General features: G+C 73.2%; 18 protein-coding genes, 1 tRNA gene, 1 pseudogene and 1 riboswitch. Of the genes and pseudogenes, 14 read left to right on the top strand and 6 right to left on the bottom strand.

Annotated elements, in window-relative coordinates; genetic code table 11:
• Positions 1-300, bottom strand: a pseudogene (locus tag VE546_RS27655) (hypothetical protein); the annotation flags it as partial.
• 216 nt (positions 301-516) lie between these two features.
• Between VE546_RS27655 and VE546_RS27650 the strand changes: the two are divergent.
• From VE546_RS27650 to VE546_RS27620, 7 genes are all read left to right on the top strand, one after another.
• Positions 517-1,791 carry a cytochrome P450 gene (locus VE546_RS27650; protein ID WP_324927203.1) on the top strand — a complete coding sequence of 425 codons (1,275 nt, stop codon included), beginning with the start codon at positions 517-519 and terminating at the stop codon, positions 1,789-1,791.
• Positions 1,792-1,985: 194 nt separating this feature from the next.
• Positions 1,986-2,975: a transglycosylase family protein gene (locus VE546_RS27645; protein ID WP_324927201.1), complete on the top strand. Its 990-nt coding sequence runs from the start codon at positions 1,986-1,988 to the stop codon at positions 2,973-2,975.
• A 214-nt stretch (positions 2,976-3,189) separates the two neighbouring features.
• A riboswitch (cyclic di-AMP (ydaO/yuaA leader) is annotated at positions 3,190-3,355 on the top strand.
• A 3-nt stretch (positions 3,356-3,358) separates the two neighbouring features.
• Positions 3,359-4,081 carry a transglycosylase family protein gene (locus VE546_RS27640; protein WP_324927198.1) on the top strand — a complete coding sequence of 241 codons (723 nt, stop codon included), beginning with the start codon at positions 3,359-3,361 and terminating at the stop codon, positions 4,079-4,081.
• A gap of 253 nt (positions 4,082-4,334) precedes the next feature.
• Entirely contained in the window at positions 4,335-5,624 is a 1,290-nt protein-coding gene (eno, locus tag VE546_RS27635; RefSeq protein ID WP_324927195.1) for a phosphopyruvate hydratase, read from the top strand.
• Positions 5,625-5,801: 177 nt separating this feature from the next.
• A complete protein-coding gene (locus tag VE546_RS27630; RefSeq protein WP_324927191.1) occupies positions 5,802-6,320 on the top strand; it encodes a septum formation initiator family protein in 519 nt (172 codons plus the stop codon).
• Between the two features lie 65 nt (positions 6,321-6,385).
• The gene (locus tag VE546_RS27625; protein WP_324927188.1) at positions 6,386-6,970 is read left to right on the top strand and encodes a DUF501 domain-containing protein; all 585 of its coding nucleotides are present in this window, start codon (positions 6,386-6,388) and stop codon (positions 6,968-6,970) included.
• Positions 6,967-7,923, top strand: a complete 957-nt coding sequence (locus VE546_RS27620; protein ID WP_324927185.1) for a Ppx/GppA phosphatase family protein — start codon at positions 6,967-6,969, stop codon at positions 7,921-7,923. Before VE546_RS27625 ends, VE546_RS27620 begins: the two co-directional genes overlap by 4 nt.
• A gap of 132 nt (positions 7,924-8,055) precedes the next feature.
• On the opposite strand, the gene VE546_RS27615 is transcribed toward VE546_RS27620, so the two are convergent.
• A complete protein-coding gene (locus tag VE546_RS27615) occupies positions 8,056-8,412 on the bottom strand; it encodes a helix-turn-helix domain-containing protein (protein WP_324927182.1) in 357 nt (118 codons plus the stop codon).
• A 95-nt stretch (positions 8,413-8,507) separates the two neighbouring features.
• On the opposite strand from VE546_RS27615, the gene VE546_RS27610 reads away from it, so the two are divergent.
• From VE546_RS27610 to VE546_RS27600, 3 genes are all read left to right on the top strand, one after another.
• Positions 8,508-9,410 carry an NAD(P)-dependent oxidoreductase gene (locus tag VE546_RS27610; RefSeq protein ID WP_324927179.1) on the top strand — a complete coding sequence of 301 codons (903 nt, stop codon included), beginning with the start codon at positions 8,508-8,510 and terminating at the stop codon, positions 9,408-9,410.
• A gap of 384 nt (positions 9,411-9,794) precedes the next feature.
• Positions 9,795-11,165, top strand: a complete 1,371-nt coding sequence (locus tag VE546_RS27605) for an NAD(P)/FAD-dependent oxidoreductase (RefSeq protein WP_324927176.1) — start codon at positions 9,795-9,797, stop codon at positions 11,163-11,165.
• Between the two features lie 237 nt (positions 11,166-11,402).
• Positions 11,403-12,683, top strand: coding sequence for a cyclopropane-fatty-acyl-phospholipid synthase family protein (locus VE546_RS27600; RefSeq protein ID WP_324927172.1), 1,281 nt, complete (start codon positions 11,403-11,405; stop codon positions 12,681-12,683).
• Between the two features lie 90 nt (positions 12,684-12,773).
• On the opposite strand, the gene VE546_RS27595 is transcribed toward VE546_RS27600, so the two are convergent.
• Complete coding sequence (locus VE546_RS27595; protein ID WP_324927169.1) at positions 12,774-15,317, bottom strand: ABC transporter permease; 2,544 nt, start codon at positions 15,315-15,317, stop codon at positions 12,774-12,776.
• 102 nt (positions 15,318-15,419) lie between these two features.
• Complete coding sequence (locus VE546_RS27590; protein WP_324927166.1) at positions 15,420-16,211, bottom strand: ABC transporter ATP-binding protein; 792 nt, start codon at positions 16,209-16,211, stop codon at positions 15,420-15,422.
• A gap of 373 nt (positions 16,212-16,584) precedes the next feature.
• Between VE546_RS27590 and VE546_RS27585 the strand changes: the two genes are divergently transcribed.
• The 3 genes from VE546_RS27585 to VE546_RS27575 all read left to right on the top strand — a co-directional run bounded on the left by VE546_RS27585 (position 16,585) and on the right by VE546_RS27575 (position 18,964).
• A tRNA-Leu gene (locus VE546_RS27585) sits at positions 16,585-16,666 on the top strand.
• A 441-nt stretch (positions 16,667-17,107) separates the two neighbouring features.
• On the top strand, positions 17,108-17,629 hold the full coding sequence (locus tag VE546_RS27580; RefSeq protein WP_324927163.1) for an NUDIX domain-containing protein: 522 nt from the start codon (positions 17,108-17,110) through the stop codon (positions 17,627-17,629).
• Positions 17,630-18,112: 483 nt separating this feature from the next.
• Positions 18,113-18,964, top strand: a complete 852-nt coding sequence (locus tag VE546_RS27575; RefSeq protein WP_324927160.1) for a Bax inhibitor-1/YccA family protein — start codon at positions 18,113-18,115, stop codon at positions 18,962-18,964.
• A 153-nt stretch (positions 18,965-19,117) separates the two neighbouring features.
• Here VE546_RS27575 and VE546_RS27570 read toward each other — a convergent pair whose 3' ends face one another.
• The gene (locus VE546_RS27570) at positions 19,118-19,348 is read right to left on the bottom strand and encodes a DUF4287 domain-containing protein (protein WP_324927157.1); all 231 of its coding nucleotides are present in this window, start codon (positions 19,346-19,348) and stop codon (positions 19,118-19,120) included.
• A 100-nt stretch (positions 19,349-19,448) separates the two neighbouring features.
• Between VE546_RS27570 and VE546_RS27565 the strand changes: the two genes are divergently transcribed.
• Positions 19,449-19,799 (top strand): hypothetical protein, encoded by a 351-nt coding sequence (locus VE546_RS27565; protein WP_324927153.1) that lies wholly within the window; start codon positions 19,449-19,451, stop codon positions 19,797-19,799.
• Here VE546_RS27565 and VE546_RS27560 read toward each other — a convergent pair.
• Positions 19,783-20,581, bottom strand: a 799-nt coding sequence (locus VE546_RS27560; RefSeq protein ID WP_324927150.1) for a hypothetical protein, incomplete at its 5' end; no start/stop codon positions are given. The genes VE546_RS27565 and VE546_RS27560 overlap by 17 nt on opposite strands.

The following is a 20,581-nucleotide window of genomic DNA, read 5'->3' as shown; positions in this document are numbered from 1 at the left end:
CGCCAGTACCCCCAGCACCACGCCCAGGAGGATCGTCCAGAACGTCACCAGGGCGATCAGCCCGAGGACGAAGGCGGCGATCCCCATGCCGTCACGGGGCCGCTCGGCGGGAACCGGCGGAGGCGGCGGAGGCGGTGGAGGTTGCTGGGGCGGGGGCGGCGGCTCGGGCCCCTGGTGATCCCAGCCCTGCGAGGAGGAATCCCAGCCCTGCGAGGAGGAATCCCAGCCCTGCGAGGAGGAATCCCAGCCCTGTGAGGAGGGGCCCCAGTCCTGCGGAGGGGGGTAGGACTGCGAAGGCACCGCGACCTCCTTCCGGAGGCTTGTCCGTGTCCATTGGTTTACATCCGGTTATGTTCCGGTCTGTCCTTCCCGCCGTACCCGCCGGGCGGCCGGGCAATCAGCCGCTCGCGTCCGGGGCCGTGAGGGGCCAGGAGAGGGCGGGGCGGGAGCCGGGGCACCGGCCGGGTTAGCGTCGAGGACGTGCACGACGAGAGAGCCGCCGACCGGACGCCGCCCATGCCCGCAGCGTCTCCCCCACCCATGCCCGCAGCGTCTCCCCCACCCATGCCCGCCCTGTTCACCCACGAATTCGCCACCGACCCGTACCCGGCGTACGCCTGGCTGCGCGAGCACGCGCCCGTGTACCGGACCGTGCTGCCCAGCGGCGTGGAGGCGTGGCTGGTGACGCGGTACGCCGACGCGCGCGAGGTGCTGGCCGACCCGCGGCTGAGCAAGAACCCCGTCCACCACAGCGAGGCCGCCCACGACAGGGGGAAGGTGGGGATTCCGGGAGAGCGCAGCGCGAACCTGATGACGCACCTGCTCAACATCGACCCGCCCGACCACACCCGGCTGCGGCGGCTGGTGTCCAAGGCGTTCACCCCGCGCCGGGTGGCGGCCTTCGCGCCGCGCGTGCAGGAGCTGGCCGACCGGCTCGTCGACGGCTTCGCGGAGCGCGGGCACGCCGACCTCATCCACGAGTTCGCCTTCCCGCTGCCCATCTACGCCATCTGCGACATGCTCGGCGTCCCGGCCGAGGACCAGGACGACTTCCGCGACTGGGCGGGCATGATGATCCGTCACGGCGGCGGACCGCGCGGCGGTGTGGGCCGGGCGGTGAAGCGGATGCGCGCCTACCTGGCCGACCTGATCCACCGCAAACGCGGCGACCTGGGCGACGACCTGATCTCCGGGCTGATCCGGGCCAGTGACCACGGCGAGCACCTGACGGAGAACGAGGCCGCGGCGATGGCGTTCATCCTGCTGTTCGCCGGGTTCGAGACCACCGTCAACCTCATCGGCAACGGCACGTACGCGCTGCTGCGCCACCCGGAGCAGCGGCGGCTGTTCCAGGACGCGCTGGCGGCCGGCGACGCCGAGCTGCTGCGGAGCGCGGTGGAGGAACTGCTGCGCTACGACGGGCCGGTGGAGCTGGCGACCTGGCGGTTCGCCACCGAGCCGTTGACGATCGGCGGGCAGCGCGTCGAGGCCGGCGACCCGGTGCTGGTGGTGCTGGCCGCCGCCGACCGCGACCCCGCGCGGTTCGCCGACCCCGACCGGCTCGACCTCACGCGGCGTGACAACCAGCACCTCGGCTACGGTCACGGCATCCACTACTGCCTGGGGGCGCCGCTGGCCCGGCTGGAGGGGCGGACGGCCCTGGCCACCCTGTTCGGACGCCTTCCTGACCTGCGGCTCGCGGTGGAACCGTCCGAATTGCGGTGGCGCGGCGGACTCATCATGCGCGGGCTGCGGGAACTGCCGGTGGAGTTCGAACCGGCACGCACGTGACACTCCGTCACGTATGTGATCTCCACGTGATCTACGCGACACTCGCTTGTGATGATCGGATTTGGGCGCTACTTTCAGCCGTCAACTGCCCAACCCAGTTGACTCCCCCAGCACGAGAGGCCCCACACATGCTCTCCGGGAACGGTAGACACCGCCGCCCCCGCCAGGCGCCCGCCATCTTCGTCACCGCAGGGATGACCGGCGCGGGACTCGCCATGCCCCTCCTCGGTGCGACGAGCGCCCAGGCAGCCGACGTCGAAACCTGGGACCGGGTCGCACAGTGCGAGAGCGGCGGGCTGTGGAGCGCCAACACCGGCAACGGCTACTACGGCGGTCTCCAGCTCACCCAGGAGACCTGGGAGCAGTACGGGGGCACGGCCTACGCCGAGCGCCCCGACCTCGCCAGCCGCAGCCAGCAGATCGCGGTGGCCGAGAAGATCCTCGCCGACCAGGGGCCGGACGCCTGGCCCTCGTGCGGCGTCAACGCCGGGCTGCGCTACGACTCCACGGGCGAGGCGCCCGCCATCGACCCGGGCAACCTCCTCCAGCCCGAGGAGGAGCCCTCCGCCCCGTCCGCCGAACGGAAGACCGAACGGAAGACCGAACGGAAGACCGAACGAAAGGCGGGGAGCACCGACGGCTCCCGGGACGCGGACGACCCCGCGGCCGGCACCGGTTCCGACCCCGGCACTGACGCCGCCGCCGGCGCCGACGCCGACCCCGGTACGGCCCCGGCCGACGGAGCGGCGGAGAAGGGCCGGACGGAGAAGACCCCCGGCGGCGGGTCGCGCGAGGAGTCCGCCGCCGACCCGGGGGCGGGCACCGGGAAGCACCGCGGCGAGCGCGACCCGCGCGAGGTGGGGCTGGAGCGGGAGCAGGGACGTCCGGCGGACGGTCAGGAGGCCGTGCCGGGCGGTGAGCCGGGCGGCGTACGGGACGAGCGGTCCGGGGCCGCGGACGCCCGCACCGACCGTTCCTCCGGGCGCGCGGCCGGCGAGGGCGCCCTCACCGCGGACGACGGCTACCGCGTGCAGCCCGGCGACTCGCTCTCGCGGATCGCCGAGGAGCACCGGGTCTCGGGCGGCTGGACCGAGCTGTACGAGACCAACAAGGAGGTCGTGGGCGAGGACCCCGACCTGATCCTTCCGGGGCAGGAGCTCACCCTCGGCCAAGGCCTCGGCTGACCCTCCCGGGTTATTCCGGCGTGTCCTTTCTGTACGGGCTAACGCTCAATGCCTGACCTGGGCGGTTATATCCTTCTACGCGTCAGGAAGGGTGAATGGCTGGGTTCTGACATGCTTTGAGGTATATGCCCTGGTGTGCTTACCGTCATCTCGCTCGCGACCGCGAGTGCCACCGACCGCAGCGCCGAATCCTGCCGGCGGCCGGTGGGCAGTCGTCGCGCCAGCGCCGATGGCAGGAGCGGGGGAACCAGGTAGGCGCCGCTCCGGTCCGTACGGCCCGGGCGGCTCGGGGTGAAGTCGTGCGGGGACGCCCCCGCGCGACCGGGCTGCTCACGGTCCGAACCCGACAGCTCACCTCGCAGGCGCCGGTGAGAGGAACGTCCATGCTGTTCACTGGCAAGGGTCACGACAGCCGTACCGCCAAGGCCGTCCGCGCGGCCGCGCTGACCGGCGCGGCGGGCGCCGCCATCGCCGTTCCGCTGTCGGGAGCCACGGACGCCTCGGCGGCGTCCGTGGACACCTGGGAGCGGGTGGCCCAGTGCGAGTCCGGCGGCAACTGGTCCATCAACACCGGCAACGGCTACTACGGCGGCCTGCAGTTCTCCCAGTCGAGCTGGGAGGCGGCGGGTGGCACCCAGTACGCCCCGCGCGCCGACCTGGCCACCAGGGAGCAGCAGATCGCCGTCGCCGAGCGCCTGCTGGCGATGCAGGGCCCACGCGCCTGGGGCTGCGCCGAAGAGGGGGGCCTCACCGCCGGCGGGCCCGCGGCGGACGTGGAGCCGCAGGGCGGCGGGGCGCACTCCGGGCAGTCCCGCTCCGGACGGCAGCACTCCTGGCAGCACCACTCCGGGCAGCCCGGGCCCCAGGTCCCGCTCCCGGCCGCCGGGGAGCACCACGGCGACGACGGGACGGACGCGGCGGACGAGGTGGACGCGGAGGACGGGGAGGACGCGGAGGACGGCACCTACACCGTGCGGCCGGGCGACACCCTCCGCGAGATCGCCGCGGCCCACGGCACCACCTGGCAGCACCTCCACGAGACCAACCGCGACGTGATCGGCGACGACCCCAACCTGATCTTCCCGGGCCAGCGGCTCAGCGTCTGACGCGCGTCCGGCCCGCCCGGCCGGTCACCCGGCGGCGCCGGCCCGGTGCGGTGTGTCACCTCCTGTGCGGAGGGCGCGCCGCACCGGGTTTATTCAATTTGGAAACAAAGCGTCGACACCCTTTCTGAACTGCGGTTTCATCCGCCGTTACGCCATACGGCACGGGCTGTCGGCCGGGTGGCGTGCGCGGGGCGGATAGGCTCAGGGAGCTGAGACCCGACACACATGCCCGACATACACGAAGGAGACCCTCGTGCCGTCCATCGACGTCGTAGTGGCCCGCGAGATCCTCGACTCGCGAGGCAACCCCACGGTCGAGGTCGAGGTCGGCCTCGACGACGGCAGCACCGGCCGTGCGGCCGTTCCGTCCGGCGCCTCGACCGGCGCCTTCGAGGCCCTGGAACTGCGTGACGGAGACAAGGGCCGCTACGGCGGCAAGGGCGTCGAGAAGGCCGTCCTCGCCGTCATCGAACAGATCGGCCCGGAACTGGTCGGGTACGACGCCACCGAGCAGCGCCTGATCGACCAGGCGATGTTCGACCTGGACGCCACCCCGGACAAGTCCTCCCTCGGCGCCAACGCCATCCTCGGCGTCTCGCTGGCCGTCGCGCACGCCGCCTCCGAGGCGTCCGACCTGCCGCTGTTCCGCTACCTCGGCGGCCCGAACGCCCACCTGCTGCCGGTGCCGATGATGAACATCCTCAACGGCGGCGCGCACGCCGACTCCAACGTGGACATCCAGGAGTTCATGATCGCCCCCATCGGCGCGGAGTCCTTCTCCGAGGCCCTGCGCTGGGGCACCGAGGTCTACCACACCCTCAAGAAGGTGCTGAAGGAGCGCGGCCTGTCCACCGGCCTGGGCGACGAGGGCGGCTTCGCCCCCGACCTGGGCTCCAACCGCGAGGCGCTCGACCTGATCATGGAGGCCATCCGGCAGGCCGGCTACACCCCCGGCCAGGACGTGGCCCTCGCCCTGGACGTCGCCGCCACCGAGTTCCACAAGGACGGCAAGTACGTGTTCGAGGGCAAGGAGCGCACCGCCGCCGAGATGACCGCGTACTACGCCGAGCTGGTCGACGCGTACCCGCTGGTCTCCATCGAGGACCCGCTGAACGAGGAGGACTGGGAGGGCTGGAAGGCCATCACCGCCGAGCTCGGCGACAAGGTCCAGCTCGTCGGTGACGACCTGTTCGTCACCAACCCCGAGCGCCTGGCCCGGGGCATCGAGGAGGGCGCGGGCAACGCCCTGCTGGTCAAGGTCAACCAGATCGGCTCCCTGACCGAGACCCTGGACGCCGTCGAGCTGGCCCAGCGCAACGGCTTCAAGTGCATGATGTCCCACCGCTCCGGCGAGACCGAGGACGTCACCATCGCCGACCTGGCCGTCGCCACCAACTGCGGCCAGATCAAGACCGGCGCCCCGGCCCGCTCCGAGCGCGTCGCCAAGTACAACCAGCTCCTGCGCATCGAGGAGATCCTCGACGACGCCGCGGTGTACGCCGGGCGCTCGGCGTTCCCGCGCTTCCGTCCCGCGGGCCAGTGAGCCGGTGAGCGCAGCCGCTCCGCGGAGCGGTGAGCACGGCCGTCCGGCCGGGCGGCCCTCCCGCCTCCCCGCCGCCGTCCCGTACGGTGGCGGGGAGGCGGCGCGGCACACGGCCGCGCACCGCACGACCGTGTGACGGCCGCGCACGGGCGACGACAGGGGCGACAGGGAGGCGAGGTGGCCGCGGACCGGGACCGGTTCTCCACCGCGACCAGGCTCAGGGCGCTGGGCACCCAGGCGGCGGAGCGCGTCTACCGCGCGCAGAACCGCCGGATGCGCACGCCGCGGCGCAGCCGGCTGACCGGCCGCGCCGCCCTGCTCGTCCTCGTCCTGTGCTCGCTGGTCGTCGCCCTCGCCTACCCGATGCGGCAGTACGTCTCGCAGCGCGCGGAGATCGCCGAACAGCGGCGCCTGGTCGAGGAGAAGCGCCGCCGCGTCGAGGAGCTGCGCGACCAGAAGGCCCGCTGGCAGGACCCGGCCTACGTGGAGCGGATGATCCGCGAGCACCTGCTCTACGTGCGCCCCGGCGAGATCGGCTACACCCTCCCCGAGGACGCGGACGGCCGGTCCGCGGACCGGACCTCCGACGGCGCGGCCACCCGCTCCCGGCGCTCCACGTCCGATCCCGGGCCCGACGACCGGGCCTGGTACCGGCACCTGTGGGACGGCGTGGACGAGGCGGACCGGCGCCCCTGAGCCGCCCGGCGGCCCACCCCGAAGCACCCCCGAAGCACCGAGCACCCGAGCCACCCTGGACACCCATGGACAAGCCCCCGCCCCTCACCGAGCGCACCGAGCCCACCGCCGCGGACGTCGCCGCCTTCAAGAAGCAGCTCGGCCGGCCGCCGCGCGGCCTGCGCGCCATCGCGCACCGCTGCCCCTGCGGGCAGCCGGACGTGGTGGAGACGGCGCCGCGGCTGGAGGACGGCACGCCCTTCCCGACGACGTACTACCTCACCTGCCCGCGCGCCGCCTCCGCGATCGGCACGCTGGAGGCCGAGGGCGTGATGAAGGAGATGACCGAGCGGCTCCGGACCGATCCCGAACTGGCCGCCGCGTACCGCCGGGCGCACGAGGACTACATCGCCCGCCGCGACGCGATCGAGGTGCTGGAGGGCTTCCCCAGCGCGGGCGGGATGCCCGACCGCGTCAAGTGCCTCCACGTCCTGGTGGCCCACTCCCTGGTCGCGGGGCCGGGCGTGAACCCGCTGGGCGACGAGGCGATCGCCATGCTGCCGGAGTGGTGGCGGAAGGGGCCGTGCGTGAGCGTGACCGAGGAGGACCTGCCGGGTCCGGCGAACGAGTCGGACGGACCGGACGGAGAAGACGGGGAGGACGCACGATGACGACACGGGTGGCCGCCGTCGACTGCGGCACCAACTCGATCAGGCTGCTCGTGGCCGACATCGACCCGGCCACCGGCGAGTTGACCGACCTCGACCGCCGGATGACCATCGTCCGCCTCGGCCAGGGCGTGGACCGCACCGGGCGGCTGGCCCCCGAGGCGCTGGAGCGCACCTTCGCGGCCTGCCGCGAGTACGCCGAGGTGATCCGCGGACACGGCGTCACCCCGGACCGCACCCGCTTCGTCGCCACCTCCGCCTCGCGCGACGCCGAGAACCGGGACGACTTCGTGCGCGGGGTGGTGGACATCCTGGGCGTCGAACCCGAGGTGATCACCGGTGACCAGGAGGCCGCGTTCTCCTTCACCGGCGCCACCAGGGAGCTGGCGGGACGCGACCACCTCCCCAAGCCGTACCTGGTGGTGGACATCGGCGGCGGGTCCACGGAGTTCGTGGTGGGCGAGGACGCCGTACGGGCCGCCCGCAGCGTGGACATCGGCTGCGTACGGCTGACCGAGCGCCACCTGCTGCGCGACGGGAGGATCGCCGACCCTCCCGCCCCCGGGCAGGTCGCCGCCATGAAGGCCGACATCGAAGCCGCCCTGGACCTGGCCGAGAAGACCGTCCCGCTGGCCGAGGCCCGGACGCTGGTGGGCCTGGCGGGCTCGGTCACCACCGTCGCCGGCATCGCGCTGGACCTGCCGGAGTACGACTCGTCCGCCATCCACCACTCCCGGATCACCGTCGAGCAGGTGGCCGGGATCACCGAACGCCTGCTGGCCGCCACCCACGACGAGCGCGCGGCGATCCCCGTGATGCACCCGGGCCGGGTGGACGTGATCGGCGCCGGGTCCCTGATCCTGCTGACGATCATGGAGCGGACCGGGGCCCGGGAGGTCGTGGTGAGCGAGCACGACATCCTGGACGGGATCGCCCACTCCTGCGCCGCGCGCTGACCCGGCGCCTGGCGCCCGGCACCGGCACCGGGGCCTTCCGGGCCCGCGCCGCCCCGGGAAGCGCCGTCGTTCCTCCGCCGGACCCGGCGGGGGAACGGCCGCGGCCGAGCGGGGACGTGCCCGGCCGGGGCGCTAGTGCGCCGCCTCGTACGGGTGCGGCGTGCCCCCCAGCACGTGCTCACGCCCCCAGGCGCCCAGCGGCTTCAGCGCCCGGTTGAGCGAGACGCCGACCGGGGTCAGCGAGTACTCGACGCGGGGCGGCACCTCGTCGTACGCCTCGCGGTGCACGATGCCGTCGGCCTCCATCTCCCGCAGATGGGAGGCGAGCACCTTCTCGGTGATCCCCGGCAGGAGCCTGCGCAACTCGCCGAAGCGACAGGGGCGTTCGTTGAGGGCCCAGAGGATCAGTACCTTCCACTTCCCGCCGATCACGTCCATCGCCGCGTCGATCCCGCAGATGTACGCGCCCGGCCTCCGCAAGGTCGCCATGCCCCGCCCTCCTGCCTGCTCACTCACCCCGGGGTAACCACGTACTTCACAGTACGTACTTGAGCGCCTGCACTCCGGCTACGAGCCTAGTCGGCATGACCGACGACTCCATGACCACCACCCCCGCGCCGGGCAGGACCGCCCCCCTCACCCTCCTCGGACTCGGGACCATGGGCACCGCCCTCGCCCGCGCCTGGCTCGCGGCCGGGCACCCGCTGACCGTCTGGAACCGCACCCCGGAACGCGCCGAACCGCTCGCCGCCGCGGGCGCGTCCGTCGCCGCGAGCGCCGCCGAGGCGGTGGCCGCGAACCGCCTGGTGGTGGTCTGCCTGCTCGACGACGCCTCGGTCGGCCGGGCGCTGGCGGACGCCGACCTCGACGGCCGGGACCTGGTCAACCTCACCACCGGCACCCCCGGCCAGGCCCGCGCCCGTGCCGAGTGGGCCCGCAGGCGGGGCGCCCGCTTCCTGGACGGCGGGATCATGGGGATACCGCCGATGATCGGAACTCCCGGCTCCGGGGCCTATGTCCTCTACAGCGGCTCCCGCGCCCTGTTCGAGGCTCACCGGGAGACCCTGGCCGTACCGGCCGGCACCTCCTGGGCCGGCGAGGACCCCGGCCACGCCGCGCTCTACGACGTGGCGCTGCTGAGCGCGATGTACGGGATGTACGCCGGGATCGCGCACGCCTTCGCGCTGGTCCGCCGGGAGGACATCGCGCCGGGGGACTTCGCGCGGCTGCTCGTCCCCTGGCTCACCGCCATGGCGCCCGCCGCGCACCGCGTCGCCGGGCACCTGGAGAGCGGCGACTACACCGAGGGCGTCGTCGCCACCCTGGCCATGCAGGCGGCGGGCAGCTCGACGCTGCTGCGCACGGCCGAGGAGCAGGGCGTCAGCGCCGAACTGCTGGCTCCCTACCTGGAGCTGATGGAGCGCCGGGTCGCCGAGGGGCACGGCGACGAGGGCGGCACGGGAGTGATCGACCTGCTGCTCCGGTGACGCTCCGGGGTCCGCCCGGAGCCCGCGGGAGGGCCTTGCCGGGACGTCCGCCGAAAAAGTTCGTGAAGTTCTTCACAAGGGAAAGCACGGGAACAGGCCCTATTACTCACCAGTAGCACCCCCTCCGGGCCGCCTCGGCCCGGAACCGCCCGCTGCGGGGGTCTCGCGGTGCCGTGGCCGCCGGGGGGCGCCGTGCCGCCGACAGGCCGGGACCGGGAGAGACGCCGCAGCTCACAGGGGGTGTGCAACGTTCCGTGAGGGGCATGGGTTCCCGAGGCCGGGTGTGGCTCTGCTCACGGGGCGGGGGAGTGTAGCAGAAGTGTCCGGAATGCTTGTGAAGACCCTCACGAACCACCCCCCTGACGGAGGTGGATACTCGATGGCATGAGCACCACGGAGCGTCCGCGAATCCTCGTAGTGGGTGGCGGGTACGTCGGTATGTACGCAGCGCGCCGCATCCTCAAGAAGATGCGGTACGGCGAGGCGACCGTGACCGTCGTCGACCCGCGCTCGTACATGACGTACCAGCCCTTCCTGCCGGAAGCCGCCGCCGGCTCCATCTCCCCGCGGCACGTCGTCGTCCCGCTGCGGCGCGTGCTGTCCAAGGCGGAGGTCCTCACCGGGCGCGTCACGAGCATCGACCAGGACCGCAAGGTCGCCACGGTCTCGCCGCTGGTCGGCGAGCCCTACGAGGTGCCCTTCGACTACCTGGTCATCGCGCTCGGCGCGGTCTCCCGCACCTTCCCGATCCCCGGCCTGGCCGAGCACGGCATCGGGATGAAGACCGTCGAGGAGGCCATCGGGCTGCGGAACCACGTCCTGGAGCAGCTCGACAAGGCCGACTCCACCAACGACGAGGAGGTCCGCCGCAAGGCGCTCACCTTCGTGTTCGTCGGTGGTGGCTTCGCCGGTGCCGAGACCATCGGCGAGGTCGAGGACATGGCGCGCGACGCCTGCAAGTACTACAACAACGTCCGTCGCGAGGACATGCGCTTCATCCTCGTCGACGCCGCGGACAAGATCCTGCCCGAGGTCGGTCCGCAGCTCGGCAGGTGGGGCCTGGAGCACCTCCAGAAGCGCGGTGTCGAGGTCTACCTGTCCACGTCGATGGAGTCCTGCGTCGACGGCCACGTGGTGCTCAAGAACGGCCTTGAGGTGGACTCCGACACCATCGTGTGGACGGCCGGTGTGAAGCCCAACCCGGCGCTGGCCCGCTTCGGCCTGCCGCTGGGCCCGCGCGGTCACGTGGACACCGAGCCGACGCTCCAGGTCAAGGGCACCGACTACATCTGGGCCGCGGGCGACAACGCCCAGATCCCGGACCTCGCCGCGGGCGAGGGCAAGTGGTGCCCGCCGAACGCCCAGCACGCGCTGCGCCAGGCCAAGGTGCTCGGCGACAACGTCATCTCCGGCATGCGGGGCTTCCCGCAGACCGAGTACAAGCACGCCAACAAGGGCGCGGTGGCCGGGCTCGGCCTCCACAAGGGCGTGGCGATGATCGTCCTCGGCAAGAAGATGAAGCTCAAGATCAAGGGCCGCCTGGCCTGGTACATGCACCGCGGCTACCACGGTCTGGCGATGCCCACCTGGAACCGCAAGATCCGCGTCTTCGCCGACTGGACGCTCGGCATGTTCCTCAAGCGCGAGGTCGTCTCCCTCGGCGCGATGGAGAACCCGCGCGGGGAGTTCTACGAGGCCGCCGCCCCGGTCTCGGCCGTCGCCGAGGACTCCCGGCCGAAGGCCAGGGCTTCCTGACGGATCCTCCCCGGCCGGGCCGGGGAACCGACGAGCGCTCCCGAAGGGGCGCCCGCCCCTCCCACCAGCGGAAGGACGGGCGCCCCTTCGCCGTTCCCGCGCCCGCCCCGCCCCCGTACGGCCCTGCCCGCCGCACCGCGCGGGTGGCCCCGGTGGCGTGGCGGCGTGGGTGGCGGGATGCACAGGGGTAGCTCTGGTGTTGGAGAGGAGCAGTCGGCTCAACGGAAGGTGGGCACCATGGCTCATGCGGCAGCACGGCTGGTGGACTCTGTCGAGAAGGCACTGGGGGCGCCCCTGCCCGTACGGGTGCGGGCGTGGGACGGCAGCGAGGCCGGGCCGCCCGGGGCGCCCACCCTCGTCGTACGGCACCGGCGCGCGCTGCGGCGGATGCTGTGGAAGCCGGGCGAGCTGGGCCTCGCCCGCGCCTGGGTGGCCGGGGAACTCGACATCGACGGCGACCTGTACGAGGCCCTGGAGCGGCTGGCCGGGCTGCTGTGGGAGCGGGACGACGCGCCCAGAGCCGCCCTCGCGCGCAGACTCGCGGCCGGCCGCGAACTCCTGGCGCTGGCCGGTCCGCTGCCCCCGCCGCCCCCGCCCCGCGAGGAGGTCCGGGGCCGCACCGGGCTGCGGCACACCCTCGGCCGCGACCGGCGCGCCATCAGCCACCACTACGACGTCGGCAACGACTTCTACGCCCTGGTGCTCGGGCCGTCCATGGTCTACTCGTGCGCCTACTGGGACGAGGACGAGAACACCACGCTGGAGGACGCCCAGCAGGCCAAGCTCGACCTCGTCTGCCGCAAACTGGCCCTCAAGCCCGGCCAGCGGCTGCTGGACGTCGGCTGCGGCTGGGGCTCGCTCGTGCTGCACGCGGCCCGCGAGTACGGCGTGCGGGCCGTGGGCGTCACGCTCTCCCGGGAGCAGGCCACCTACGCCCGCAAGCGCGTCGCCGAGGCCGGGCTCACCGACCGGATCGACATCCGCGTCCAGGACTACCGCCGGATCGACGACGGCCCGTTCGACGCCATCGCCTCCGTCGGCATGGCCGAGCACGTCGGCGCGGTGCGCTACCGCCAGTACGCCGACATCCTCCACAACCTGCTGCGGCCCGGCGGGCGCCTGCTCAACCACCAGATCGCCCGGCGTCCGCTGCCGGACGAGGACGCCTACGAGGCGGACCCCTTCATCGACGCGTACGTCTTCCCCGACGGCGAACTGGCCCCCGTGGGGCGCACGGTGACGACCCTGGAGGAGGCCGGCTTCGAGGTCCGCGACCTGGAGTCGATCCGGGAGCACTACGCCCTGACCCTGCGCCGCTGGGTGGCCAACCTGGAGGCCGAGGCCCCCCGGGCCGCCCGGCTGGCCGGACCGGGCCGGGCCCGGGTGTGGCGGCTGTACATGGCGGCCTCCGCGCTCGCCTTCGAGCGCAACCGCATCGGCGTCAACCAGGTCCTGGCCGTCCGCACGCCGGACAGCGGGGCCTCCGGATTCCCGCTGCGCACCCGCGACTGGCGGTGAGGCGCGCGGGGTGAGGAGAGCAGCGGCGGGGCCCCGGACCGGTGTTGCGGTCCGGGGCCCCGCGCGGCGTCCCCGAGCGGGGGCGCGGCGTCACTCCGTCTTGATGGCCTCCAGCATGTTGAGCCGTGCGGCCCGCCGCGCGGGCCAGAGCGCGGCCAGCACGCCCACCAGCGCGGCCAGGGCCAGGAAGAGGCCCATCCGGCCCCACGGCAGCACCAGTTCGTAGGTGGGCAGCGAGGAGGAGATCAGCTCGCCGGCCGCCCAGCCGAAGAACACGCCGAGCCCCACGCCGAGCACCCCGCCGAAGAGGGAGATCACCAGCGACTCCAGCCGGACCATCCGCTTGGTGCCGCGGCGGTCCAGGCCGATCGCCCGCAGCATCCCGATCTCCTGCGACCGCTCGAAGACCGACATGGCCAGCGTGTTGACCACCCCGAGCACCGCGACGATCACGGCCATGGCCAGCAGCCCGTAGAGCATGTTCAGCATCAGGGTGAACATCTGGGCGATGGACTCGGAGACGTCCTTCTTGTCCTGGACGAGGACGGCCGGGTTGTCGCCGAGCGCCTCCTCCAGCGAGGACTTCGCGGACTCGCTCGCGCCGCCCTCGGTCTTCACCATCACCTGCATGCTGGTGAGCCTGGCCATGTGCGGGTCGAGGGTGCCGGTGTCGAGCAGGATGCCCCGGAGCATCTCGTTGCCCCGGTAGACGCCCGAGACGGTCAGCTCGCCGCGCTTTCCGTCCTCGTAGGTCACCTCGAAGGCGGAGCCGAGCCGCCAGCCGTGCCGCTCGGCGGTGTCCGTGTCCACCACGGCCCTGTCGCCCTTCAGCCCCTTGAGGGAGCCCTGGGTGAAGTCCAGTTCGGTCAGCTCGCCGAAGACGGAGCCGTCGACGCCGGTGAGGTACTCCGTGTCCTTCCCGATCCGGGACGGGGAGTTGCGCATCGGGCTGACGGCCGTGACCTCCTCCTGCTCGGCCAGCGTCCGCTCGACCTCGGGCGACAGGGGCTGGAAGTTGGCCATGGAGACCACGTAGTCGGCCCGGATCGCGTCCGTGGCCATCTTGTCGATGCCCTTCTGGACGCTGCCCGCGACCACGGTCATCCCGGTGATCAGGGTGAGGCCGATCATCAGCGCGGCGGCGGTGGCCGCGGTCCGGCGCGGGTTGCGCACGGCGTTGAGGCGCGCCAGCTTCCCGGAGACGCCGAACACGCGCAGCACCGGGGCCGCCGCGGCGATCAGCGGCCGGGACAGCAGCGGGGTCAGCACGAACACGCCGAGCACCAGCAGTCCGGCGCCCGCCCCCATCGGCAGCTCGCCGCCGTCGTCCATGCCGGTGGCGACCAGGACGAGCGCGGTACCGGCGCCCGCCAGGAGCGCGCCGACGGTGTTGCGCACGACCAGGCTCCGGGCGGTGGCGGGCGCGTGCACGCTGCCCATCGCGGCCACCGGCGGGACCTTCGCGGCGCGCCGCGCCGGCAGCCAGGCGGCCAGCACGGTGACGGCGACGCCGACGACCAGCGAGGCGACGACGGCGGACGGGGGGACCACCAGCGGACCGTCCGGCATGGTGGCACCGGCGGACCGCAGCAGCGAGCGCATCCCGGCCCCGATCCCGATGCCGGCCACCAGCCCGACCACCGCGGCGACCGCGCCGACGACCGCGGCCTCCACCAGCACCGAGCGGGTCACCTGGCGGCGGCCGGCGCCGACCGCGCGCAGCAGTGCCAGCTCCCTGGTGCGCTGGGCGACCAGCATGGTGAAGGTGTTGGTGATGATGAAGACGCCCACGAACAGCGAGATCCCGGCGAAGACCAGCAGGGAGGTCCGCATGTCCTCCATGCCCGCCTCGGTCATGCGCGCCTGGTCGTCGGCGAGCTGCCGCCCGGTGACCGCCTCGGCCTGCCGCGGCAGGATCTCCTCGACCCGCTCCTTCAGCTCCCGCTGCGTCACGCCGTCCGAGGCGGTGAGGACGATCGTGCCGTACCGGCCGGGCCCGGAGAACAGCCGCTGGGCGGTGGCGGTGTCGAACAGCACCAGGGTGCCGCCCGCGGCGACGTTGCCGTCGTCGGTGTCGAAGACGCCGACGACCTTCTCCTCGCGCACCGGGCCGCTGACGGACAGCCGTACGGTGTCGCCGACCCCGTAGCCGGTGCGCCCGGCCGTCCTGGAGTCCAGCGCGATCTCGCCGGCGCGCCGCGGGGCGCGGCCGTCCCGCAGGTCGTAGCGCGGGTCCTCGCCCCTGCCGTCCGGCCCGGCGTCGTAGTTGCCGCCCTGGGTGGACCAGCCCTGGCCGACGAGCTTGCCGTCCTTGCCGGCGAGCGCGGCGAAGCCGGAGACCGATCCGGTGGCGGCGTCGACGCCGGGCAGCTCCCGCGCCCGGTCCAGCAGGTCCTGGGTGAGGTCGGGGGCGGCGCCGGGCCTGTCGTCCGGGCCGTCGTCGGAGTGGTCGGGGCGGATGGCGACGTCGACGGCCTCGAAGCCCTTCTCGGAGCTCTTGCGGAAGGCTTCCGAGAGGGTGGAGGTGAAGACCAGGGTGCCGGCGACGAACGCCACGCCGAGCATGACGGCGAGCGTGGTCATCAGCAGCCTGGTCTTGTGCGCGAGCACATTGCGCAGGGCGGTGCGGAACATGGGGTACTCGTGATCCTGGTGTCGTCGGGGGCGCGGCGACCGCGGGGGCGCCGGGGAGGGACCGGAAGGAACCGGAAAGGGAGGGGCCGGGCGGCCCCGGGCTCAGCTCGTACGGCCCCGGGTGTCGAACGCCTTCATGCGGTCCAGGACGCCCTCGGCCGTGGGGTCGGCCATGTCGTCGACGATCCGGCCGTCGGCGAGGAAGACGACGCGGTCGGCGTAGGAGGCGGCCACCGGGTCGTGGGTCACCATGACGACGGTCTGGCCCAGCTCCCGCACCGAGTTGCGCAGGAAGCCCAGCACCTCGGCGCCGGAGCGCGAGTCGAGGTTTCCGGTCGGCTCGTCGCCGAAGACGATGTCCGGCCTGGAGACGAGCGCGCGGGCGACCGCGACGCGCTGCTGCTGGCCGCCGGAGAGCTGGTTCGGCCGGTGCTTCAGCCGCCCGGACAGGCCGACGGTCTCCACGACCCGGTCCAGCCAGCCCTTGTCCACCTTGCGGCCGGCGATGTCCATCGGCAGGGTGATGTTCTCCAGGGCGTTGAGCGTCGGCAGCAGGTTGAACGCCTGGAAGATGAAGCCGATCTTGTCGCGGCGCAGTTGGGTGAGTTTCTTCTCCTTCAGGCCGGACAGCTCGGTGCCGCCGATCCAGGCCGAGCCGCTGGTGAACGAGTCCAGGCCGGCCATGCAGTGCATCAGCGTGGACTTGCCCGAACCCGACGGCCCCATGATCGCGGTGAACTGACCCTGCCGGAACTCCACGGAGACGGAGTCCAGGGCGACCACCCGGGTCTCCCCCTGGCCGTAGACCTTGGTCAGGTCCTGGCAGCGGGCGGCCGCGACGCCGGCGGGGGCGGGGGGCGCGGAGGAGGCGTCGGAGTGGGTGCTGGTGGTCACGGAACGTGGCTCCTGTCGCAACGGCTTGACGGATCCCTTCCATCGTCCGTGCGAAATCGGACAGCCGCATCCGCCCCCGATCCGGTCTCCGGGGGAGCCTCCAGGGGGACGGCGGGGGCCCGGCTCATACCTGGGGAGGAGGGACACCCCGATGTCGTGCCGTGGCTGGGCAGCGACTTTCCGTCATTCCTGACGACCCGGCGGGGTCGCGCGCGCTGCGTGCGAGAGGGGCGTGCGCCGCTGATGCGCCATCAGTTGCCAATAAAATCAGACAACATCGAGACGCGGCCCCATTGTTCGGGCAGGCGCCACGGATAGGCTCGTTCAGCGTCCAGGGGAGGGCCGTAGGCAGCCGTACGGCCCATGAGCCGGTGCCCGGATGGTGGAATGCAGACACGACGAGCTTAAACCTCGTTGGCCTACAGGCCGTGCCGGTTCGAATCCGGCTCCGGGCACACCGGACCTCACGCTGCGTTACCTGGAAGAACGACCGGATCGGACCCACCCGTTCAGGGGCGTGGGAACACGCCGGGAACGCGTATCGCCACCTTCGGCGTACGGCAGGCGTGCACCCCGTGAGCCCGTGAGACCAGCGCTGGAGAGACCACCGGCCACCGGGCGAAGTGGCGGCGGCCCGGCGGAGGCCGGGACGGACCGGGGCGGAGACCCCTGTGCGTTCGAGGAACGCGAGGCGCCTCTCGTGGTGGCGGTGGCCGTCATCCGTGGCGGTGTCCTGGTCGGCCGGCCTCTTCGCCGGCGCCGGCGACCTCTGGCCCCGACGCGCCGACTTCCCGCTGTTCGGACGGTGCCGCCCACCCGCCGGGCCTCACCGCCTCGGGCTCGGCGACCGGCCGTTCCCACACGTCCCGACCACCGTTCCCAGCGCAAGGACGCCCATGACCTCCATCGACAAGATCGCGTGGTTCAGGCTGGAAGGCGGCAGGATCCTCAGCACGCGATCCCACGGCAAGGACGTCCACTACATCCCCGGAGGCAAACGCGAACCCGGTGAGAGCGACGTCCAGACCCTCGTCCGGGAGATCGGCGAAGAGCTCACCGTCGCCATCGTCGCGGACAGCGCCGTACACGTCGGCACGTTCGCAGCGCAAGCGCACGGCCACGCAGCCGGGACCACCGTGCGCATGACCTGCTACACCGCCGACTACCAGGGCACGCTCACCCCCAGCAGCGAGGTGGAAGAGGTCGTCCGGCTCACCTGCGCCGACCGCGGGCGCGTCTCCCCGGTCGACCGGCTCGTCTTCGACCACCTCCACCGCTCCGGCCGGCTCCGCCAGGGACGCACCCGGCAGAACCGCGGCTATCGATTCGAGTCGGCCCGGGAGGGGCGTGGACCCCGATCCGGCAACCGCCGACCGGGTGGGGCGCCGCTTCGGCGGGCGAGTCGCGGTGTCCGGTGAGGGCTGTGGCGAGGCCGACGCGGACCAGGAGGTGCTCGGCCGTGCGCCCGTGGCGACGGTACGGCCGTCGGCAGCCGGCCGGGCACCGCCCGCTCCACCACCCGGCGGTGGCGGCCCAGCCGGAAGAGGACTCGACACCCCTGCGGGCGGTGCGGCGGCGATGCCCCTCCTGCTCGTGTTCCGCCCGTGCCCCGCCCGTACGTGTTCTCGCCCGGTGCTCTGCGGGGGAACCCCGGGCGGGGCGGTCCGGTCCGGGCCGGTCGCCGCAGGCCGGCGCGGCGCCGCAGGTCAGAGGCGCCCCCGGACGCGGCCCGGATCCGGCTCCGGACACGCCGGGCTTCTCCCGCGCTTCCTCCCACGTCCGGCCGGGTACCGGAACAATTACGACTCCTTTCAACGTTCAGCTCAGTGCACTACCGTGCGGTCTTTGCTAAAGCATTACTCTGATGGAAGGGCCGCGCGGTGCGGCCATGGAGGAGTGAGATGAGGAGCAGCAACCCGGTCTTCTCGCGACGGGGGTTCAGCCGAGACAACGGCTACGCGGGTTTCACCGCCACGCAGCAGCCGCAGGCCGGGAACCCGTACGCCGCCAACCCGTACGCACAGCCCCAGCCCACCAACCCGTACGCACAGCCCCAGACCACCGGTGTCCCGCCGGTGGCCCCGCCGCACGTCGGCCGGATGACGATGGACGACGTCGTCGCCCGCACCGCCATGACGGTGGGCCTGGTCGTCGCCATGGCGGCGGTCGCGTGGATCACCGACCTGTCGCTCGGCCTGGCCATCGGCGCGATGCTGGTCGCCTTCGTCCTCGGCCTCGTGCAGTCCTTCAAGCGCAAGCCGTCGCCCGCGCTGATCCTGGCGTACGCCGCCTTCGAGGGGCTGTTCCTCGGGGCCATCAGCAACTACGTCGACAGCCGGATCGCGGGCGGCGCGGCGATGCAGGCCGTGCTGGGCACCATGGCGGTCTTCGCCGGCGTGCTGATCATGTACAAGGCCCGCATCATCCGCGTCACCCGGCGCTTCTACCGCTACGTGATGGCGGCCGCGATCGGCTTCCTCCTGCTGACCTCCGTGAACCTGCTGTTCGCGGTCTTCGGCGGCGGTGACGGTCTCGGCTTCCGCAGCGGCGGCCTGGGCATCCTGTTCGGCATCATCGGCATCGTGCTCGGTGCCGCCTTCCTCGCCATGGACTTCAAGCAGGTCGAGGACGGCGTCGCCTACGGTGCTCCCCGCGAGGAGTCCTGGCTGGCCGCCTTCGGCCTGACCATGACCCTGGTGTGGATCTACCTGGAGTTCCTGCGGCTGGTCGCCATCCTGCAGAGCAACGACTGAGCGGGCGGCCGGGCCCGGTGGTCCGGCCGGCCGGCACAGGGGCCCGCGAGGCGCCATGCCTCGCGGGCCCCTTCGCGTCCGCCGCCCCGGCGGGCGGCTGCGGCGGGTGGTCGTGGAGTGGTCCTGGCGGATGGCCGGGACCGGCGCGTCCGGCTAGAGGGTGTGCGCCGCGCGCCGCAGCTCGTACTCCCGGGCGAGGGCCTTGGCGTGGCCGTAGGCGAGGTGGTGCTCGCGGCGCAGCCAGCTCGCCGTGTCCTCGGGACGGTGGAAGGAGGGGCCGTCGGCGACGGTGCGGAGCCAGTCGGAGACTTCACGGCCGGTGCAGCGGGGGATGCGGGAGAGCAGGTTCCGGTGGATTTCCTCGGGGGAGAAGGTCTGGGACATCGGCGCCTCCGGACGCTTGCGATGAGTCCTCTCCCCCAGCACCGTGCCGCAGGGTCCACCGGTTGGCAACGGTCCGCGGGCGGCGAATAGGGTGTGCGGCGTGCTCGACGTGACCCCTCTGCTCACCGCCGTGGACCGCTTCGCCGACCGGCTGCGCGCCATGCCGCAGAGCGCTCTGGCGCGGGGCGCCGCGGCCGAGGGACTGGCGCTGGCCCGGGAGCTGGCCAGGCGCGCCCAGCAGGTGGAGTTCCCCGGCCGCGCCCCCCGCGAGCTGCCCGACGCGGGCGTCTTCGCCGTCGGGGACCAGCTCGCCGTCGCCGGCCACGACCTCGCCGAGGCGCTGCGCACGGCCGGTCCCGGCGCCGGCCCCGATGCCGACTCCGCTGCCGGGGCCGCGCTGGCCGAGGCCGTGGCGCTGGTGGAGGCCGCGGAGGTCAGGGCGAGGCGATGATCCGGTCCGCCAGGACGTAGACGTTCTCCTCCCCGCAGGCGAAGGTCAGGGTGTACGCGCCGAAGACCCCGGAACCGCCCAGCAGCACCGGCGCGGTGCCCTCCCGCAGCGCGGCGGCGAGCCGTTCGGCGGTCCCGCGGTGGCCCGGCGCCATGCAGACGGTGGTGCCGTCGGCGAAGACGTAGATGTCCAGCGTGCCCAGCGGGCCGGGCCGCACGTCGGTCAGCGGCGTACGGGTGTCGGCCAGCTCCGCCAGGCGCCGGTGGGTGGACTCGCGGGCGGCGGGGACGGGGTCGACGGGCTCGCCGTCCAGGCCGAAGCCGGAGTTGGAGGGGTGGCGGCGGCGGGCCGCGGCCAGCTCGGCGGGGTCGGGGTCGCACTCCTCGCCGGTCCCGCCGTCCCCGGCGGCCTCCGTCTCCTCGGTCCCGCCGGGCTCCGTCCCCCGGGCGCCCGCCTCCCCGGCCGCGGCCGTCTCGGTCCCGTCGCCGGGCACCGGGCCGGCGGGCAGGGCGTTCAGGCCCGGCTCGAACCCCTCCCGGTCGAGCTGGCGCGGCACGAACGCCTCGCCCTCGTACGCGCCGCCCGGGGCGCCTCCCAGCAGCGCGTCGAGCAGCGCCGCGTCGAGGCCGGTCCCCTCGTACTCGGTGCCGCGCCCCTCCAGCAGCGCGCCCTCGGCGCGGGCGTCACGGGCCTCCTGGGCGGCCCAGAACGCCCGGGCCTCGGCCAGCTCGCGCTCGCGCTCCTCGGCGAGGGCGTCGGCGACGGCGGACCGTATCTCCGCC

Source organism: Streptomyces sp., from assembly GCF_035644915.1.
Lineage (GTDB): Bacteria > Actinomycetota > Actinomycetes > Streptomycetales > Streptomycetaceae > Streptomyces.
The sequence above is the reverse complement of the archived record's forward strand: the minus strand, read 5'-3'. Positions and strand labels throughout refer to the sequence as shown.

What these genes read in the sequence shown, in the direction of transcription:
- VE546_RS27650 (WP_324927203.1), top strand. Translation starts at nt 517, where the DNA reads ATGCCCGCAGCGTCTCCCCCACCCATGCCCGCAGCGTCTCCCCCACCC.
- VE546_RS27645 (WP_324927201.1), top strand. Translation starts at nt 1,986, where the DNA reads ATGACCGGCGCGGGACTCGCCATGCCCCTCCTCGGTGCGACGAGCGCC.
- VE546_RS27640 (WP_324927198.1), top strand. Translation starts at nt 3,359, where the DNA reads ATGCTGTTCACTGGCAAGGGTCACGACAGCCGTACCGCCAAGGCCGTC.
- VE546_RS27625 (WP_324927188.1), top strand. Translation starts at nt 6,386, where the DNA reads ATGGACAAGCCCCCGCCCCTCACCGAGCGCACCGAGCCCACCGCCGCG.
- VE546_RS27620 (WP_324927185.1), top strand. Translation starts at nt 6,967, where the DNA reads ATGACGACACGGGTGGCCGCCGTCGACTGCGGCACCAACTCGATCAGG.
- VE546_RS27615 (WP_324927182.1), bottom strand. Translation starts at nt 8,412, where the DNA reads ATGGCGACCTTGCGGAGGCCGGGCGCGTACATCTGCGGGATCGACGCG.
- VE546_RS27610 (WP_324927179.1), top strand. Translation starts at nt 8,508, where the DNA reads ATGACCGACGACTCCATGACCACCACCCCCGCGCCGGGCAGGACCGCC.
- VE546_RS27605 (WP_324927176.1), top strand. Translation starts at nt 9,795, where the DNA reads ATGAGCACCACGGAGCGTCCGCGAATCCTCGTAGTGGGTGGCGGGTAC.
- VE546_RS27600 (WP_324927172.1), top strand. Translation starts at nt 11,403, where the DNA reads ATGGCTCATGCGGCAGCACGGCTGGTGGACTCTGTCGAGAAGGCACTG.
- VE546_RS27595 (WP_324927169.1), bottom strand. Translation starts at nt 15,317, where the DNA reads ATGTTCCGCACCGCCCTGCGCAATGTGCTCGCGCACAAGACCAGGCTG.
- VE546_RS27580 (WP_324927163.1), top strand. Translation starts at nt 17,108, where the DNA reads ATGACCTCCATCGACAAGATCGCGTGGTTCAGGCTGGAAGGCGGCAGG.
- VE546_RS27575 (WP_324927160.1), top strand. Translation starts at nt 18,113, where the DNA reads ATGAGGAGCAGCAACCCGGTCTTCTCGCGACGGGGGTTCAGCCGAGAC.
- VE546_RS27570 (WP_324927157.1), bottom strand. Translation starts at nt 19,348, where the DNA reads ATGTCCCAGACCTTCTCCCCCGAGGAAATCCACCGGAACCTGCTCTCC.